The following is a 15,531-nucleotide window of genomic DNA, read 5'->3' on the forward strand; positions in this document are numbered from 1 at the left end:
AGCTCCGTCTCCTCAGAAGTCGAGCTCGTCCAGAGCCGTGGGTTCCACCACGGCGACGCTGTTGGGGTTCGAACTGCGTGAGCGGGCCGTGACGCTCATCGTCACCCAGCGGAAGAACTGCCGGACCTGCCGGGCCTCGTGTGCCTCGAAGACGCGCGCGTCCGCTTGCGCGAGGAAGGACTGGAGCATGCCCTTGTCCGCGTCCTCGCCGATGCCCAGCGCGAAGCGCGTGGCCTTGGACGCACGCTCCGAGCCGAGCAGATGTTTCAAGGGCTCCTCCCACGCGTCCGTCGGCTGTCCGTCCGAGACGAGTACCAGCGCGGGGCGGTAGGCCCGGGAGGGCACCTGCTGACGATCCTCCAGCAGCCCCGTGACCACTTGCAGGGCGCCGCCCAGCGGGGTGCCTCCCGAGGCCGTCATGGGCTGCCACTGCGTCCGGGCGGCGGGCTGGAGCGGTTGGTGTACCCGCGCGCCGCCCTGGCCGAAGGTGACGATGCCCACGTGGATCTCCGCTCGGCTGTCATCCTCCCGGGCGAAGGTCTCGAGCATGTCCTTCACGGCGGCATTGAGTGTGTCGATCTTCCCGTTCGTGCTCATGCTGCCGCTCACGTCGGCCATGAGGATGACGGGCAGGGGCCGGGCGGTGGAGGCGGTGAACTCCTTGAGCTTGCTCATCGTGTGCTCCTCTGGATTCGGGCGGAAGGTTCAGCGCTGGCCCCGGTGATGCCAGTGCGAGCGGTAGCGGCGGGGGCGCAGGTGGCTCAGGTCGCGGTTGCGGTAGACAGTGAGGATGTGCCCCTCGTCGGTACACACCACATGCACGCCTTCGTAGGCCGTCAGGTCTATTCCCTCATGGGCGTAGCGGCGGATCTCCTGGTGCCCGATGACGTAGAACTCCGCGTCACGGGTCCGCACCACGCGTCCGTACCAGAGAGCCGCGCAGACGGCTTCCAAGGGAATTCCCCGCATGCGCATCCGCTGCTGGGCGTGCTGGCTGAGGGAGTAACCCTCACTGAGAGGCTGCGGGGAGATGACGGGGGCGGTGGGCATCGCTCGGTTCCTTCATTCGGCTGCGGTGGGTGGGATCCGCGGTGTTCTCTCCTCCCCATGAGCGAATGCCGTGCCAGCACGAATGGATGCACCTCTATGTTATTCAAGCTGTTGATCTCACTGGCTGTTTTCCTGGAGACAGCGTGCATGCGGCGCCTCCTCCTCGCCCGAAGCCCTCGTGTTTCCGGCATCAACCTTCCGCTCCATCGGAAGACTTCTTCCGGCCCGCAGGGTCCTTGCGTTCCCGCAGTGTCCTGTCAGTCACGTCGCAGAGTTCCCCGATGGGGACGCCGCGCACGGAGGAAAGTCGGCGGAGCTCGCGTGCCACGAAGGCCATCAACTCCTTGTTGAGCTTCCGGGTGGGGAGGCGAGTCCCGGGCCGGAGCAGCGGATCCAGTGGCTGGGAGAGTGCGAAGGCTTGCGCCACATCCCTGAGGAGTGCTGCCTCCTCGGTGGGGGAACTCCCCGCCTCGAACTCCTCCAGCGCGTACTCCATGGCGTCGCCTGGTGAGAGGGGCTCGTAGGCGTCACAGCGCGCGGCGATCAGCCGGTAGGCGACGCTGAAGAGGTCTCTCAGGTTGCCCGGCAGCGGGTGCCGCCGGAGGGTCTTGATGATCTGGTCGTGGTGCGAGGCACCGAGGCGCGCTTGGCTTGGGGTGGCTCCCGAGCGGCGTGTCGCCACTTGGTACGTCGCATCCCAGAGCCACAACAGCTCCTCTGGCACTTCACGCAGCGGCGGCAGGCGCAGGCGCAGCAGGCCGATGCGATCCAGGAAGTCGGCATCGAGTCGCTCCCGCAGGGCCGTTGGTGGGAGGTTGGTCGCCGTGAGCAGGCGGAAGTCGCTCTTCTTCGGCCTGGTATCCCCCAGCCGCAGATACTGCTTCTCCTCAAGCGCCCGGATGAGCAATCGCTGGAGATCCTTCGAGATGTCGCCGATCTCGTCGAGGAATAGCGTGTCCTTGTCCGCTTCGGCGAGCAGCCCGTCCCGGTCCTCCCTCGCATCCGTGAAAGCGCCCTTACGGTAGCCGAACAGCTCGGCGCGCATGGTCTCCGGGCTGTATTGGCCGCAGGCCACCGAGGGCCAGCGTGTGTCATGCTCCAGGCTCCGGTAGGGACTGTGCAGGCGGATCCAACTCGCCAGCTTCGTCTTGCCCGTGCCGCGCTCACCCAGGATGAGGACGGGAACCTTGAGCTGTGCGAAGCGCCGGGCCTCGGTGAACAGCTTGCGGAATTGCTCGGAGCGGAATTGTTTCAGGTCCCAGGGGATGCTCCCCTCATCCGAAGTCACCTCGGCGGGCCGCGAGGTCATGTAGACCTTGTAGAAGCTCTCGATGCCCACCTGCAGTGGGACGACCGTCGGCTGTCCGTTGCGCTCATGCTTCCGGTAGGACTTCACGAGCTGGAACGGCTGATCGATGAAGCCCGTCTCCGCCATGAGCACCCAGATGGTCTGCATGGATGGAGTGCCCGGGGTGGCGTGGATGACGAGCTCTCGGTCCCTGAAGCGTTGCCGCAGTTCCGGCACCTTCCCGCGCAGGAACTCGAAGATGGCCTTGTGGTCGGTGGGATCCTCCGCCCGCCAGGGCTCGAGAGAGATGCGCAGGCCGGGGCGTCTCTCTAGGAGAGCCTGGCGCGTTTCATCCAGTGCCCTGCGCTCCAGGGCGATCTTCTCGTCCGAGCCCTCGCGGTGGAGCAGGACGACTTCGTGGATCTTGCCCTTGAAGGGAGAGTCATCGTCGCAGAACAGCGCGAGCGTGGGTCCGAGGATGGGCTGGCCGTCCGGCTCTCTCAGGTACTCATCACTTCGATCCTTACGCTCGTAAGGATCGTTCTTCTGCGCCACCCACGAGACCAGGACGGGGCCACCCGCGCTCAAGGCGACGCCCTCGTCCCGGACAGAACGAATCGCAGCAGTGGCATGGACTCCCCCGGTGTCGAAGCTCGGGGGAGGTTAGCACGTCCACGACTACCTGGTACTGGGTTCCCAAGGAATTCCGCTACTTCACCAGCACCAGGTCCCTCGACTGGACGAGGTCCACCTCACCGGCGAAGTGCGCGAAGTCCTCGTACTGCTTCACGGGGACGCGGGCGCGCTCCAGGCGCAGCGTCTCGTCGATGGTGAGCGTGCGCCCCTCCTGCTTCTCCGTGCGCACCAGGCGCCCGAAGGGGCCGTCCACCTTCAACTGGGCCTGGGGATCCGACAGCCGGAAGCCCTGCGGCATCGTCAGCGCCACCACCGTGCGGCTCGTCTCCGTGTCGTCGATGTAGAGCGGCGTGGTGCGCGTGCTGAGCTGCACGTACTGGCGGCCCAGGCTCGCCGGCATGGTGACGGGCGGCAGCAACAGCCTGTCCTTGTCCGCCCGGGCGAAGCCGGCCGCCTTGAAGGCATAGCGCACCGTGAAGGGCGCCCCCACCTCCTCCGTGCGCTCCAGCTTCAGGTCCGTCAGCTCCGCCCCGCCGAAGTAGCGGGCCACCGCGCTCTGCAGCGCCTGGCGCCGGCGCTCGCCGGAAATGGCCTCGAAGGCCTCCGCCAACTGCGCCGCGTCGAAGCCCGTGTACTGCTCCTCGCCCTTGCCCGTCAGGTGGCCGTTCCCATCCACCTCCAGCGTCAGCTTCACCAGCTTGCCGGGCTGCTGCTTCGCGGGCGGCGTCTTCACCTTCTCCATCGGGCGGCCGGGCTCGGGCAGCAGGTACGCGTCCCGCTCGCCCATCGCCGACTCGGGCAGCTCGCCGAAGGGAGCGAAGCGCGTGGTGGTGTCCAGCCACACCGGCCCCTCGCCCGGCACCTCCGCCCGCAGTGCCACGTACGGCAGCAGCGACTCCTCCGGGAAGAGGTACTCCGCCGGGTCCGCCGAGAAGGTGCGCACCGCCACGAGCCGCGCCGGAATCCCCAGCGCCTCCAGCCCCGCCTTCATCACCCACAGCCGGCTGCCCCGGTCCTGCGCGATCGAGCCCGCCGCCGACTGCGTCAGCCCCGCGTCCCGGCCGGTGAAGCGCTTCATCACCGCCGTGTACAGCGCCTTCACCGCCTCCAGTCCACGCTTGTCTCCGGCCGTCTCTCGCGCGAATGCCTCCAGCTCCCAGTTGAGCGCGCCCCTGTCCAGGAAGGCGTCCGAGTACACCGCCACCAGCTTGTCGTTGCCCGTGGTGCCCGCGCCCACCACCACGAAGGGCAGGTACTCCTTGCTCGACGGAGGGCCGTCCGGCTCGGGGATGAAGGGCGGCACGTTGCGGGCCTCGAAGGTGAAGAGCTCCTCGTCCCCCTTCACCACCGGCGGCGGCGCCTTCATGTTGTGCGCGTCCACCTTCATGCCCGTGCCCTTGGGCGCCACCACCGTGTACGTGGCGCGGTGGTCTGGCATGTCGGCCACGCGGAAGTAGAAGTCCGACGCCTTGAAGCCCGGCTGCGCCGGCCCACGCGAGGACTCGGCCACCAGGTACTCCACCTCCACGTAGTCCCCCACCTGCACGCCCGGCAGGCTGATGGTGTCCTTGCCCTCGATGTTCTCCGGCTCCAGCACCGTGCCGTCCGCCTTGATGGTGCGCAGCGCCAGCACCTGCGCGCCCGAGGGCAGGTTCATCTCGGCGATCTCCTGCACGCCGCTCTGCTCCAGCGCCTTCTGGATGCCGTGGATGCGGGTGACCTGCGAGCCGTCCTGCCACACCTGCGTGGCCGCCGCGTCCAGCACGTACACCGCGGCGCTCTCCTGGGGGCCCGGGTTGGCCTCGTAGTCCTTGATGGCCTGCCGGCCGTCGATGGCGTGCGCCTGCAGGAGCTCCTGCCCCGTCTTCGCGCGCACCACGGCGCGGCGCAGGGCCAGATTGCTCCCGTCCAGCAGCAGCGACTGCTCGCGCAGCGCCAGCGCCCCGGCCGCGTCTCCGGCCAGCTCCCGCACGTCCGCCAGCTTCTCCAGCACCCGCGGGTTGCGCGGCCAGAGCGCGGTCAGCGTCTTCAGCGTGGCCGAGGCCTCGTCGAAGCGGCGCAGCGCCACGTACGCGGCCGCCAGCGACATGCCCGTGGTGATGTCGCCCGGGTTGCGCACGAGCTGCTGCTGGTAGAGGGCGGCCGAGCGCTCCAGGTCTCCCCTCATCCGCGCGTGATCCGCGGCACGGGGGAGCGCGCCCGGACAGCCCACCAGCGAGGCCATCAGCTCGTCCGCGCGAGCCACCGCGTCGCGGCGCCGGGCCAGTCCGTAGCGCAGTCCCATCGCATCACACAGCCCCGGCTGGGCCTGGAGCGCCGCTTCCGCGCTCTCCTCGGCCGCGCTCTCCACCTCCAGGGCCATGGCCGCGCGTGCCTCCAGCAGGTACACGGGCCAGCCCGGCTGCTTCGCCGCGGCCCGCGCCGTCTTGATCGTCTCCATGGCCGCGGCGTACTGCCCGTCGTTGAGCGACAGCTCGGCGCGCAGCAGCAGCGCCGTCACGTCGCCCGGGTCCTTCGCCAGCGCCGACTCCAGGTCCCTCGTCGAGCGCCCGCGCGACACCTTGGTGGGGATGCTCCGGTCCAGCGCGGCCAGCTCGGCGCGCAGCGAGAGCACGGCGGCCGTCTGGGCGCTCTTCTGCAGGCGCGTCATCAGCCGCCACGCCCCGTCCGAGTCCCGGCCCATTCCGTCGCGCACGGCGGCGAAGTCCGCCAGCAGCGGGCCCGCCTCACCGGCGAGCGCGGCGGCCAGGTCCTCGGCGCGCGGGTACACCAGCTCCGCCTTCGCCTCCCGGGGCGCCGAGCCCCACGAGGAGGGCGCGGGCCCGCTGGCCGGGCTGTAGCGGATGTTCGACGGGCTCCCGTCCGCGCGCGCCAGGGCGAAGGACACGTTGGCTCCGCGCTGCTGGTCCTTCAGCAGCTTGATGAGGATGCGGTGCCGGCCCGCCGCGAGCTGCACGGCACGCGCGGCCACGGTGGACGCGGCGCGGGTGAAGTCGCGGCGCTCCAGCAGGGGCGCTCCATCCACCATCACCTTGAAGGAGGAGGCGGAGACGGCGCGCACCAGGTAGACACCGGCCTCGGGCACCTCCGCGTCCACGGCCATGAGGTAGATGTCGCCGCTGGCCGGCTCGCCCGCCACGTCCAGGCGGCTGTCCGGGGCGCGCAGGGTGCGCGGCACGAGCTGGCCGAAGGGGCCGGTGAAGGGGCCCGCCAGGGAGCCGTCCTTCTCCGGCGGGGTGGTCTCGTCGAAGGCGAGCAGGTGCCAGGGGGAGAAGGGCCCCAACAGGGTGGCCGTGTCCACCGAGCCCATGTCCTTGAGGGCGCGGGCCTGGGCGGCCCGGTCATCCCGCAGGCCGAGGATGGCCACCTGGCTGGCGCGCAGCAGTTGAGCGGCCTCGCCCGAGGCGCCGGCATCGAGCGCCGCCTGGAGGCCCGTGAGGATGACGTCATCCAGGGCGGGGGAGGAGCCCACCAGGTCCAGCACGTAGCGGGCGGAGGGCACCGCGAGCGGATGGCGGGGCGCGCGGGTGGTGACGGCCAGCGCCGCATCGAGCGCGCGGCGCGGGTTGGCGGCGCGGCGCGCGAGCAGGTGCTGTCCATAGAGGGCGTAGGGGTCGGCCGGGTCCTTGGCGCCCGCCTCGTCGAAGCGGGCCTGGGCCACGGCCGGGTCTCCCGCCATCAACCAGGCGTGGAAGCCGGCGAGCGCGAGCGTGCGCGCCTCGGTGGTGCCCTTCTTCGCCGCGTTGGCGGCATTTTCGAGCACCTCGGTGGGCGAGGTGGAGTGGGCACAACCGGCCAGGGCGAGGCCGGCGACGAGCAGCAGCACGGAGAAACGGGGAGTGGGCGTGCGCATGGAGCGCACAGGGATAATTCAATCCCCCGGGTGAGGCCACATCCACGTGTAGCGGTTGGCCTCTCTCCTGCTCACTTCGAACGTTTGCCCTTGGGCGCGGGCTTGGGCGCGGGCCGTCTGGCGGGAGCCGGAGCGGCTCTCTGGGTCTCCACCCGGACGGGCGCCGACGCCTGGACGACCCCGGCGGGCTTGGGGGGCACCGGCTTGACCTGGTAGCTGAACTTGTCGACCTGGCACATGCCCTCGATGCAGCCGAAGGCGGGGACGGGGGCTCGGCCGAAACGCAGCTCCTGCCAGTTCATTCCCAGTTGGAGCGGCTCGAAGATGGGACGCTTGTCTCCCTTGGTCCCCATCGAGGCGACCAGGCTCCCTTCCTCGTCCACCGTCAACTCGAGCTCCACGGGGCCTTCGGGAGAATCGGGGCCCAGCATGGTGCCGTGCTTCTCTCCCAGGTTCCACTCGAGCCGGATGGGTGCACCGGAGCCGCTATACACCAGGGCGATATACCGCGTCGGAGTCTGCTCGTTCTTCACCAACATCAGCGCGACCTGCGCATCCGGCAGGGGGGCGTCGAGCACCACCTGCGCGAGCGTCTCGAAGAGGCCGGGATCGTTGTACTGGGCGTTCACCTGGGCCACGAGGCGGGCGGTGTCGCCCCTCATCCCTGGCACGTCCACCCGCACGAGTCCCTCGCGCGACTGGCCTCCCACCGCCGGGAAGACGAACTTCTTCTCCTCCATGTCGAGCGGGCGGCCCGACACCAGGAGGGAGGGCTTGTCGTTCCCGTCACCCAGGGTCACCTTGCGTGGCTCGCCCTCCACGGCCGTCAACCGTCCCGCGAACTCCTTCGCCGAGGGGGGGCCGATCTCCCCGGTGAGCGCCTCGCCCGGCGTCTTGGGCACGCGCTTGTTCGTGACGTGCCAGTACCTGACGCCCCACATGCCCAGCGCGGACAGCACCAGCAGCGTGGCCACACCCTGGAGCGTGACGCGCACCGCCTTCTTCACGGCCCGGTTCAGGCGCTGCATCCGGTTGAGCTTCGCCGGCCGCATGGTGGTGTAGTGCGGGGCGAGCGGCTCCAGGTCCCGGATGAGGTCGGTGACGGTCGCGTAGCGCTCCGAGGGCTGCTGCTTGAGGCAGCGCTCGATGATGCCGTCCAGCCGCGAGTCCAGCTTCGGCTTGCGGCGTGAGGGGGGCTCGAAGCTGCCCGCGGGCAGCTCGCCCACCAGCATCTCGTAGAGGATGAGGCCCAGCGCGAAGATGTCCGCGCGCCCGTCCGCGTTCTTGGCGTCCACCCGCTGCTCGGGCGCCATATAGGACAGCGTCCCCATGGCCATATGGGTGCCGGTGAGGGCGAAGCGCGTGCTGGTGTCCTCGAGGAACGAGGCCAGCCCGAAGTCCGTCACCTTGGGGATGTCACCGGCCTGCTCGTCGAAGAGGATGTTCTCCGGCTTCAGGTCCCGGTGGATGACGTTGCGGCCGTGCGCGTACTCGATGGCCCGGCAGATCTGCAGCATCACCCGCAGCGTTTCCTGCGGGTCCTCCGGGGGGGCACGCATCCGCTCGCGCAGCGAGGGCCCGTCCACGAACTCCATCACCAGGTAGTACGTCGACGCGTTGCTGCCCTTGTCGACGATGGAGACGATGTTCGGGTGGTGCAGGGTGGCGAGCGCCGCGGCCTCCTTCTGGAAGCGGGCGACGAAGCTCTCCTCCTGGGCGAGCTGCTGGTTGAGCAGCTTGACGGCGACGATGCGGTTCAAGGACAGCTGGGTGGCCTTGTGCACCTCTCCCATGCCGCCGGCGCCGACGAGGCTCTCCAAGCGGTAGCCAGGGATGAGATCCGGCGCGTGCGTCCGGCTGATGGCGGTCGAAGTAGCGTCGAGCGATGGCATGGAGGGCTTGGGAAGACGGCTCGCAGGGTAGCAGAACCTTCTGCTTCCGGGCGTACACGATGATCCATGACGCTACAGGCGCGCGCATGTGAAAATGCTACCGTTTTCCACCTACACCGCACTGCCCGTACTCGCGGCGGGGCGGGAGGTGGCGATGCGTGTGGGTGAACGTGCTTACGGCATGGGAGGACCGCTCACCGGAGCGGAAGGGTTCGCCTGCCCACCGCTTCGGAAGACCCGTAGACCTTCGGTGTACAGCGCGCGGTAGGCCTCCAGCGGCAATCCGCCCACCCGGACGCCGAACGTGTCCTCGTGTCCCGCGAGCCTGTGGGTGACGCGGGCGTTGACCTCGTTGCCGTAGTGGCGCCCGTCGTAGGTGTTGTCGGTCCGCGCGGTGACATCCGAGGGCACGGCGAAGTCGTAGACCTCGTCGAGCACGGACGTGAGCGCGTGCAGGCCGCGCAGGTAGTCCGGCAGCATGCCCGCGCGCTCCAGCTCGGCCACGTGCCACGCGGACAGCGGCGGCATCCACCCGATGAAGCGGGCCTCGGGGAAGAGGCCGCGCAGCTCGCCGAAGCGCGCCACCCGGGCCGGGTCCAGCACCCGCGGCGGGAGCCACACGCCCTCGGGGTCGAAGGTGCCGGCGTCGGGGCGGATCACCACCTCGAAGCGCTCGTCGTAGAACTTGGGGTAGGGCGACTGGTCCAGCACCGCCAGCACCGACCAGAGGAGCGCGTCCAGGGACAGGTAGCTCTTCCAGCGTGGCGGGGGGGCCTCGCTCCGGGCGACGAAGTCCGGCACGTCCACCTGCGCGTCCACGCGGGGGTCGAAGTTCACGAAGTCCGTCCCCACGATGACGAGCGAAGGCCTCGCCCCATGCGCGCGCAGCCACCGGGCATAGGCGAGGAACTCACCCACCACGCCCGCGCTGAACGCGAGGTTGAGGCAGCGGTGCGGTGCCAGCAGCGAGGGGCGCACGATGGTGGAGGTGGAGCTGCCCAGGATGAGGCAGTCGTAGCGGGCGGGGTCCTGGAGGAAGAGGTTGGCCTTGGAGACGCGCTCGTTGAACTCGTAGTTGCGCCCCGTGAGGCGGTTGCCCCGGCCGTACCAGAGCGGATCCACGAGCAGGTTGAGCGCGAGCGCCCCCAGCACGAGCACCGCCGTGGCCACCGCCCAATGCTTGAGGTACCTGTCCATGCTCACGGGCTCGTCCGAGGGGGAGAGCATCGCCGCTTCGGGACGCAGACGGAAGGAGCGGAAGGGCCCCCGTCACCTTGCCTGCCCGGCATCCAGGCTGGGACTGACCCGCGGGCCAGGGCCGCCCACCAGGATAGAACGCCGCACAGGTGCCAACTGGGGGAGGAGCCGGCTCCTCCTCCGGGCTAGAAGTTGTAATAGATGAACTCGCTCACCTCGCTGAGGCGGAGGATGGCCACGGCGGCCATCGCGGCGCAGGCGAGCACCTGGCCCGGCGTGGGCTGCCAGCCCCAGCGTGATGCCGGAAATGCCTGGGGCGCGTCGTCCACCAGCGCGGGGTTGTGCGGCCCCATCCAGCGGTGCAGGCCGCCGGAGAGGAACACCACCGGGAGCGCCGCGAGCAGCACGCCCGTCTTCGTCGCCGCCCGGAAGAAGCCGGAGAGGTCGTCGTTCCACACGGCGCGGAAGGCCAGCCCCGTCTTCGCGCCGTCCGCCAGCCCCGCCATGCCCCGGAGCACGCCGAGCGCGCCCTCGAGTGTCTCGGCGCGGAAGAAGACCCAGGCCACCACCACGGCCACATAGGTGGCGGCGATGGCCAGGGGCCGTGTCCACCGGCCCTCCTGCCCGAGCGGCGCCAGTCCCCACCGCTCGCGCAGCGCGGTCCACATGTGCGTGACGACGAGCAGGGCCCCATGCAGCCCGCCCCAGAGGATGAAGTTCCACCCGGCACCGTGCCACAGCCCGCCGAGCAGCATGGTGAGCATCAGGTTGACGTAGCGGCGGACGCGGCCCTTCCGGTTGCCGCCCAGCGCCACGTAGAGGTAGTCGCGCAGGAAGCGCGAGAGCGAGATGTGCCAGCGGCGCCAGAACTCGACGATGCTCGCCGAGCGGTAGGGCGTGTCGAAGTTGAGCGGCAGGCGGATGTTGAACATCCACGCCAGCCCGATGGCCATGTCCGAGTAGCCGGAGAAGTCGAAGTAGAGCTGCAGCGAGAAGGCGATGGCGCCCACCCACCCATCCACGAGGCCCACCGGCACGCCCTGGGCCGCGGCGGCGAAGACGGGGTTGGCGAACTGCGCGACGACATCCGCCACGGCCACCTTCTTGAACAGGCCGCGGAAGATGCAGGTGAGGCCCACGGTGAGGCGCTCGGAGCGCGGGCGCGCCACGTCCGGCTCGGCGAACTGCGGGAGCATCTCCCGGTGGTTCACCAGGGGCCCGGCGATCTCATGCGGGAAGAAGGTGACGAAGAGGCCGTAGCGCAGCACGCTCGGCTCGCGGTGGCCGGTGCGGTAGCAGTCGACGAGGTAGGCCACCTGCTGGAAGGTATAGAAGGAGATGGCCAGCGGCAGCCGGGGCGCCACGTAGTCCCAGTGTGTCCCGAGCAGCGCCTGGAGGTTCTCCACGAGGAAGCCCGAGTACTTGAAGTACGCGAGCAGTCCGAGGTCGATGATGAGTCCCGCGATGAGGAGCCGGCGGGCGCGCGGCCTGTCCACGGAGGCCAGCGAGGCGATGCGGGCGCCGAGCAGGTAGTCGAAGGACAGCGAGGCGACGAGCAGCAGCACGTAGCCGGCGGACCACCAGCCGTAGAAGACGAGGGAGGCGGCGAGGAGGGAGAACAGCGCCTCGCGCGTGCGGCCGCGGTGTCCCAGCCCGAAGTAGACGAGGAGGGCCGCGGGCAGGAAGACGAAGAGGAAGACGTGCGAGTTGAAGAGCATCCGCGAGCCGGAGAGCGCCGGTGGCCCACAGGTTACCAAATCTCCCCTCGCCCTCCGGGAGAGGGACGGGGTGAGGGTGCCTGTCCCCCTGCTTCAGCCCGTGGCCCGGAGGTCCCCGAAAACGGCGAGGGCGCCCCCCCACGAAGGGAAGCGCCCTCACCGGTGCATCGAGACGAAGCGGAAGGACTACTTGGTCTCCGCGGCCGTCGTCGCCTTGGGCGCCTTCTTGCCCGGCTTCTTCGCCTCGGGCTTGGCCTCGGCCTTGGCGGCCTCCGGCTTGGCCTCGGCCTTGGCCTCGGCGGCCGGAGCCTCGGCGGGGGCAGCGGCAGGAGCAGCGGCGGGGGCGGCGGCCGGGGCGGCCTCGGCCTTCGCGGGCTCAGAGGCAAACGCGGACATGGAGGCGGTCAGGGCGATGGCGGCGATGATGTTCTTCATGTGGATTCTCCGAGCAGCAACGAAACGTCGCGGCATTGCGGCGTTGCGTGATGGAGACAGAGCACCCGCCGTGCCAGGGCCCCTCCCGAGGGAAGGCCTCGCGGAGCTGCGGAGATTCTCCCCATTCCGCCTGCCCGGCCTGGGGGCACCCTCCCCAGAAAGCGCTGGAGGTCTTTGACGACACGCCGCGTCTTGGGGATGCTGTTCATGTCAGCCGGAGACAGTACAGCCCGGTCTAGCCCGGATGCGCATGCCGCGTGTCCGGAGGACGGGAGCCAAGGCATGCGGTACCTCTTCATCGCGTTGGCAGCGAGTGGGTTGGGAGTGGGATGTGCAACCCCCCGGGTATCCTCTGAGCCCCAGATGTCGGTGGAGGTGGCGCGGTGGCAGGGGCGGTATCAGGAGGAGCGCGAACGTGCGGAAGCACTCGCCATGAGGCTCGCGCAAGCCGAGAGTGCGCTCGAGGCGGCGGCCCAGGAGCGGGCGGAGACGGCGCAGCTCACCCGGTTGTTGGAGGACGAGCTGGGCCGGGCGGCGGCGGTGAGGCACTCGTTGGTGGAGTACAACGCGCAGCTGGTGACGCGGCAGCGGGAGATGACGGCGCTGCAGGAGGAGCTGGAGGACGTGTGGTACCAGGCGGCGCTTTCGCGGGCCCGGCGGCGCAGCCAGCCCCAGCCCACGCAGGAGCCCTCGCAGGCGCCGGCTGCTCCGCCGATGCCCGCTGGTAGTCCGTGAGCGAACGGGCCTCCATTCGTGGCTACCGCGCCGGCTTCCTGTTCGCGGTGATGCTGCTGTCGGCGGTGGCCGGCTTCACGCTGTGGACGGAGGTGCGCACCGGCCGCCAGGTGGCGGAACGCGTCCAGGAGGCGCTCGACCGGGCCGGGCTGATCGGCCGCATCCGGGTGGACGCGCTCTCGTTGGAGTCCGCCATCGAGGCCCACATCCGCGCCACCGATGACCCCCAGCGCGAGGCCGCCGACGAGGTGATGGAGGACATCCTCGCCGACATCCGCCAGGCCACGCAGGAGTACACGCGGGAGCTGCCCCACGGCGGCACGCTGGTGGTGTGGCAGCGCTTCAACATGGCGTGTACCCGGCTGGCCGAGCAGGTGCGTGCCGCGGCGGTCTTCTCTCACCGTCAGGAGGCGGAGCAGGCGCGGCACCACCTGGTGGAGCAGGTGCGCCCGCTGGCCGAGGAGATCGACGGTCTGGCGGGGCAGCTCGCGCGGGAGAACGCGGACGAGGCCCGGCTGCTGTTGGAGCACCTGGCGTCCTTGCGCGTGCGCAACCTCGCGTTCGGCGGTGGGGTGACGTTGCTGGCGGTGCTGGTGTCGCTCGGGGTGGGCTGGCGCATCACCTCGGTGCTGAAGCGGCAGGAGGCCACCATCCAGGCGCAGATGGAGGAGCTGGACCGGCGCAACCAGGAGTTGGATGCCTTCACCCGGCGCGTGGCGCACGACCTGATGGGGCCGTTGTCGCCCCTGAAGGGGTACCTCACGCTGCTGCGCCGCTCGGGGGCGGTGAAGGACGCGCAGGCGCTGGAGCTGGTGTCGCTCTCCGAGTCCAGCGCGGTGCGCATGGGGGAGCTCATCGAGGCGCTGCTGCGCTTCTGCCGCGCGGGCACCCGGGGCGAGCCCGCGGTGGGCGAGCTGGACACGGCCGTGAGCACGCTGCTGCTGGAGGTGAGCCAGACGGCCGCCGCGCAGCGCGTGGCGCTGGAGCGCTCGCTGGAGTCCGGGGTGAAGGTGTCCTGCCCCTCGCAGTTGTTGCAGCTGATCGCTCAGAACCTGCTGTCCAACGCGGTGAAGTACACGGCGGGCCGGCCCGAGGCACATGTCTCCGTGAAGGTGGTGCGCGAGGGCGGCGAGGCGGTGCTGGAGGTGGCCGACAATGGCGCCGGCATGAGCCCGGAGACGCAGGCGAAGCTCTTCCAGCCCTTCTTCCGGGGCCCGGAGACCCTGGGGATTCCCGGGCACGGGCTTGGTCTGGCCACCACGAAGCGGTTGGTGGAGGCCCATGGCGGCGTGTTGCTGGTGCGCTCGGAATTGGGTAGGGGCACCCGGGTGACGGTCCGCTTTCCCCTCGCGGCCGAGGCTGCCCCCCCTGTTCGCGGAGTCGGTACATGAGTCCCGCCCGTATCCTCGTCGTCGATGATGATCCCCACGCGCGGGACTTGCTCAAGCGCCTGCTCGGCATGCTCGGCGAGGTGTCCCAGGCCTCGCACCCCAAGGAGGCCAGCACGCGGCTCGCGGAGGAGGGGCCGTTCGACCTGGTGCTCACCGACATGGCCATGCCCAACGCGGGGGATGGGCTCACGGTGTTGAACGAGGTGCGTGCGCAGATGCCGGACACGCCCGTCATCGTGGTGACGGCCTTCGGCAACATCGAGGGCGCGCTGGACAGCATCCAGCAGGGCGCCTTCGACTACCTGGCCAAGCCCTTCGACGTGGACGCCATCGTCCGCGTGGCGAAGCGCGCGTTGGAGCAGAAGCGGCTGGTGGAGGAGAACCGCTCGCTGCGCAAGCAGGTGGAGCGCGGCTCCATGGTGGGGCGCAGCCCGGCGCTGCTCGAGGTCTACAAGCAGGTGGCCCGGGCGGCGGCCACGTCGGTGCCGGTGCTGATCACCGGCGAGACGGGCACGGGCAAGGAGATGGTGGCCCGCGCGCTGCACCGGCGCTCGCCGCGCTCCAATGGGGCCTTCATCCCCGTGGACTGTGGCGCCATCGCCGAGTCCCTCATGGAGAGCGAGCTGTTCGGCCATGCGAGAGGCTCGTTCACCGGCGCCTCGGGAGCCCGGCGGGGTCTGTTCGAGGAGGCCCACGGCGGCACGTTGTTCCTCGACGAGATTGGAGATGTGGGGCCCAAGGTGCAGGCGCAGTTGTTGCGCGCGCTGCAGGAGGGGGAGATCCGCCGCGTCGGAGAGAGCGCGCCGGTGAAGGTGGACGTCCGCGTGGTGGCCGCGACGAACAAGGATTTGAAGGAGCGCGTGGCCGAGGGCCTGTTCCGCGAGGACCTGTTGTATCGGTTGGACGTGGTGCACCTGCACCTGCCACCCCTGCGCGAGCGGCGGGAGGACATCCCCTCGCTGGTGGAGCACTTCGCCGCGCTGCATGCGCGGGGAGGCGCGGCACCCGTGGTCACGGCCGAGGTGATGACGCGGCTCACCGCGTACGACTGGCCCGGCAACGTGCGGCAGTTGGAGAACGTGGTGGCCCGGGCGCTCGCGCTCAACGTCACGGGGGTGTTGGGGCCGCAGGACTTCCCCGAGCCCATTGGGGATGCGCCGAAGAAGCTCAGTGGCCTGGCCGGGGACATGCCCAGCCTGGCGGAGCTGTCACGGCGGTACGCGGCCCATGTGCTCCAGCATGTCGGGGGCAACAAGAGCGAGGCGGCGCGGTTGCTCGGCGTGGACCGCAAGACGCTCTACAAGCTGCTCGAGGCCCAGGAGCCCGCGGAGTAGGG

Annotated in this window: 11 protein-coding genes; 3 read left to right on the forward strand and 8 right to left on the reverse strand. The window is 70.0% G+C overall.

Features of this window, described 5'->3' with window-relative positions; all coding sequences use genetic code 11:
- Positions 1 to 12: 12 nt before the first annotated feature.
- From Q664_RS28645 to Q664_RS58125, 8 genes are all read right to left on the reverse strand, one after another.
- Positions 13 to 675: a vWA domain-containing protein gene (locus Q664_RS28645; RefSeq protein WP_043402824.1), complete on the reverse strand. Its 663-nt coding sequence runs from the start codon at positions 673 to 675 to the stop codon at positions 13 to 15.
- 30 nt (positions 676 to 705) lie between these two features.
- The gene (locus tag Q664_RS28650) at positions 706 to 1,050 is read right to left on the reverse strand and encodes a DUF4258 domain-containing protein (protein WP_052518790.1); all 345 of its coding nucleotides are present in this window, start codon (positions 1,048 to 1,050) and stop codon (positions 706 to 708) included.
- Positions 1,051 to 1,240: 190 nt separating this feature from the next.
- Positions 1,241 to 2,926, reverse strand: a complete 1,686-nt coding sequence (locus Q664_RS28655) for a sigma 54-interacting transcriptional regulator (protein WP_043402826.1) — start codon at positions 2,924 to 2,926, stop codon at positions 1,241 to 1,243.
- A 121-nt stretch (positions 2,927 to 3,047) separates the two neighbouring features.
- Positions 3,048 to 6,827: a DUF3857 domain-containing protein gene (locus Q664_RS28660; protein ID WP_043402871.1), complete on the reverse strand. Its 3,780-nt coding sequence runs from the start codon at positions 6,825 to 6,827 to the stop codon at positions 3,048 to 3,050.
- Between the two features lie 71 nt (positions 6,828 to 6,898).
- Positions 6,899 to 8,719, reverse strand: a complete 1,821-nt coding sequence (locus Q664_RS28665; RefSeq protein WP_043402828.1) for a serine/threonine-protein kinase — start codon at positions 8,717 to 8,719, stop codon at positions 6,899 to 6,901.
- Between the two features lie 174 nt (positions 8,720 to 8,893).
- Positions 8,894 to 9,946, reverse strand: coding sequence for a hypothetical protein (locus Q664_RS28670; RefSeq protein WP_052518791.1), 1,053 nt, complete (start codon positions 9,944 to 9,946; stop codon positions 8,894 to 8,896).
- A gap of 155 nt (positions 9,947 to 10,101) precedes the next feature.
- Positions 10,102 to 11,673, reverse strand: a complete 1,572-nt coding sequence (locus tag Q664_RS28675; protein WP_152622389.1) for an MBOAT family O-acyltransferase — start codon at positions 11,671 to 11,673, stop codon at positions 10,102 to 10,104.
- Positions 11,674 to 11,820: 147 nt separating this feature from the next.
- Positions 11,821 to 12,069 carry a hypothetical protein gene (locus Q664_RS58125; protein ID WP_043402832.1) on the reverse strand — a complete coding sequence of 83 codons (249 nt, stop codon included), beginning with the start codon at positions 12,067 to 12,069 and terminating at the stop codon, positions 11,821 to 11,823.
- A 432-nt stretch (positions 12,070 to 12,501) separates the two neighbouring features.
- Here Q664_RS58125 and Q664_RS58130 point away from each other — a divergent pair, with 432 nt between their 5' ends.
- From Q664_RS58130 to Q664_RS28695, 3 genes are read left to right on the forward strand one after another with little or no spacing between them, the layout of a single operon-like run.
- On the forward strand, positions 12,502 to 12,804 hold the full coding sequence (locus tag Q664_RS58130) for a hypothetical protein (RefSeq protein ID WP_235216915.1): 303 nt from the start codon (positions 12,502 to 12,504) through the stop codon (positions 12,802 to 12,804).
- Positions 12,805 to 12,854: 50 nt separating this feature from the next.
- Positions 12,855 to 14,195: a sensor histidine kinase gene (locus tag Q664_RS28690; RefSeq protein WP_052518794.1), complete on the forward strand. Its 1,341-nt coding sequence runs from the start codon at positions 12,855 to 12,857 to the stop codon at positions 14,193 to 14,195.
- Positions 14,192 to 15,529: a sigma-54-dependent transcriptional regulator gene (locus Q664_RS28695; RefSeq protein ID WP_043402836.1), complete on the forward strand. Its 1,338-nt coding sequence runs from the start codon at positions 14,192 to 14,194 to the stop codon at positions 15,527 to 15,529. The genes Q664_RS28690 and Q664_RS28695 overlap by 4 nt, the downstream gene beginning before the upstream one ends.
- The last annotated feature ends 2 nt before the right edge of the window (positions 15,530 to 15,531 follow it).

The sequence above is a fragment of the Archangium violaceum Cb vi76 genome, assembly GCF_000733295.1.
Classification (GTDB): domain Bacteria; phylum Myxococcota; class Myxococcia; order Myxococcales; family Myxococcaceae; genus Archangium; species Archangium violaceum.

What these genes read in the sequence shown, in the direction of transcription:
- Q664_RS28645 (WP_043402824.1), bottom strand. Translation starts at nt 675, where the DNA reads ATGAGCAAGCTCAAGGAGTTCACCGCCTCCACCGCCCGGCCCCTGCCC.
- Q664_RS28650 (WP_052518790.1), bottom strand. Translation starts at nt 1,050, where the DNA reads ATGCCCACCGCCCCCGTCATCTCCCCGCAGCCTCTCAGTGAGGGTTAC.
- Q664_RS28660 (WP_043402871.1), bottom strand. Translation starts at nt 6,827, where the DNA reads ATGCGCACGCCCACTCCCCGTTTCTCCGTGCTGCTGCTCGTCGCCGGC.
- Q664_RS28665 (WP_043402828.1), bottom strand. Translation starts at nt 8,719, where the DNA reads ATGCCATCGCTCGACGCTACTTCGACCGCCATCAGCCGGACGCACGCG.
- Q664_RS28670 (WP_052518791.1), bottom strand. Translation starts at nt 9,946, where the DNA reads ATGCTCTCCCCCTCGGACGAGCCCGTGAGCATGGACAGGTACCTCAAG.
- Q664_RS58125 (WP_043402832.1), bottom strand. Translation starts at nt 12,069, where the DNA reads ATGAAGAACATCATCGCCGCCATCGCCCTGACCGCCTCCATGTCCGCG.
- Q664_RS58130 (WP_235216915.1), top strand. Translation starts at nt 12,502, where the DNA reads ATGAGGCTCGCGCAAGCCGAGAGTGCGCTCGAGGCGGCGGCCCAGGAG.
- Q664_RS28690 (WP_052518794.1), top strand. Translation starts at nt 12,855, where the DNA reads ATGCTGCTGTCGGCGGTGGCCGGCTTCACGCTGTGGACGGAGGTGCGC.
- Q664_RS28695 (WP_043402836.1), top strand. Translation starts at nt 14,192, where the DNA reads ATGAGTCCCGCCCGTATCCTCGTCGTCGATGATGATCCCCACGCGCGG.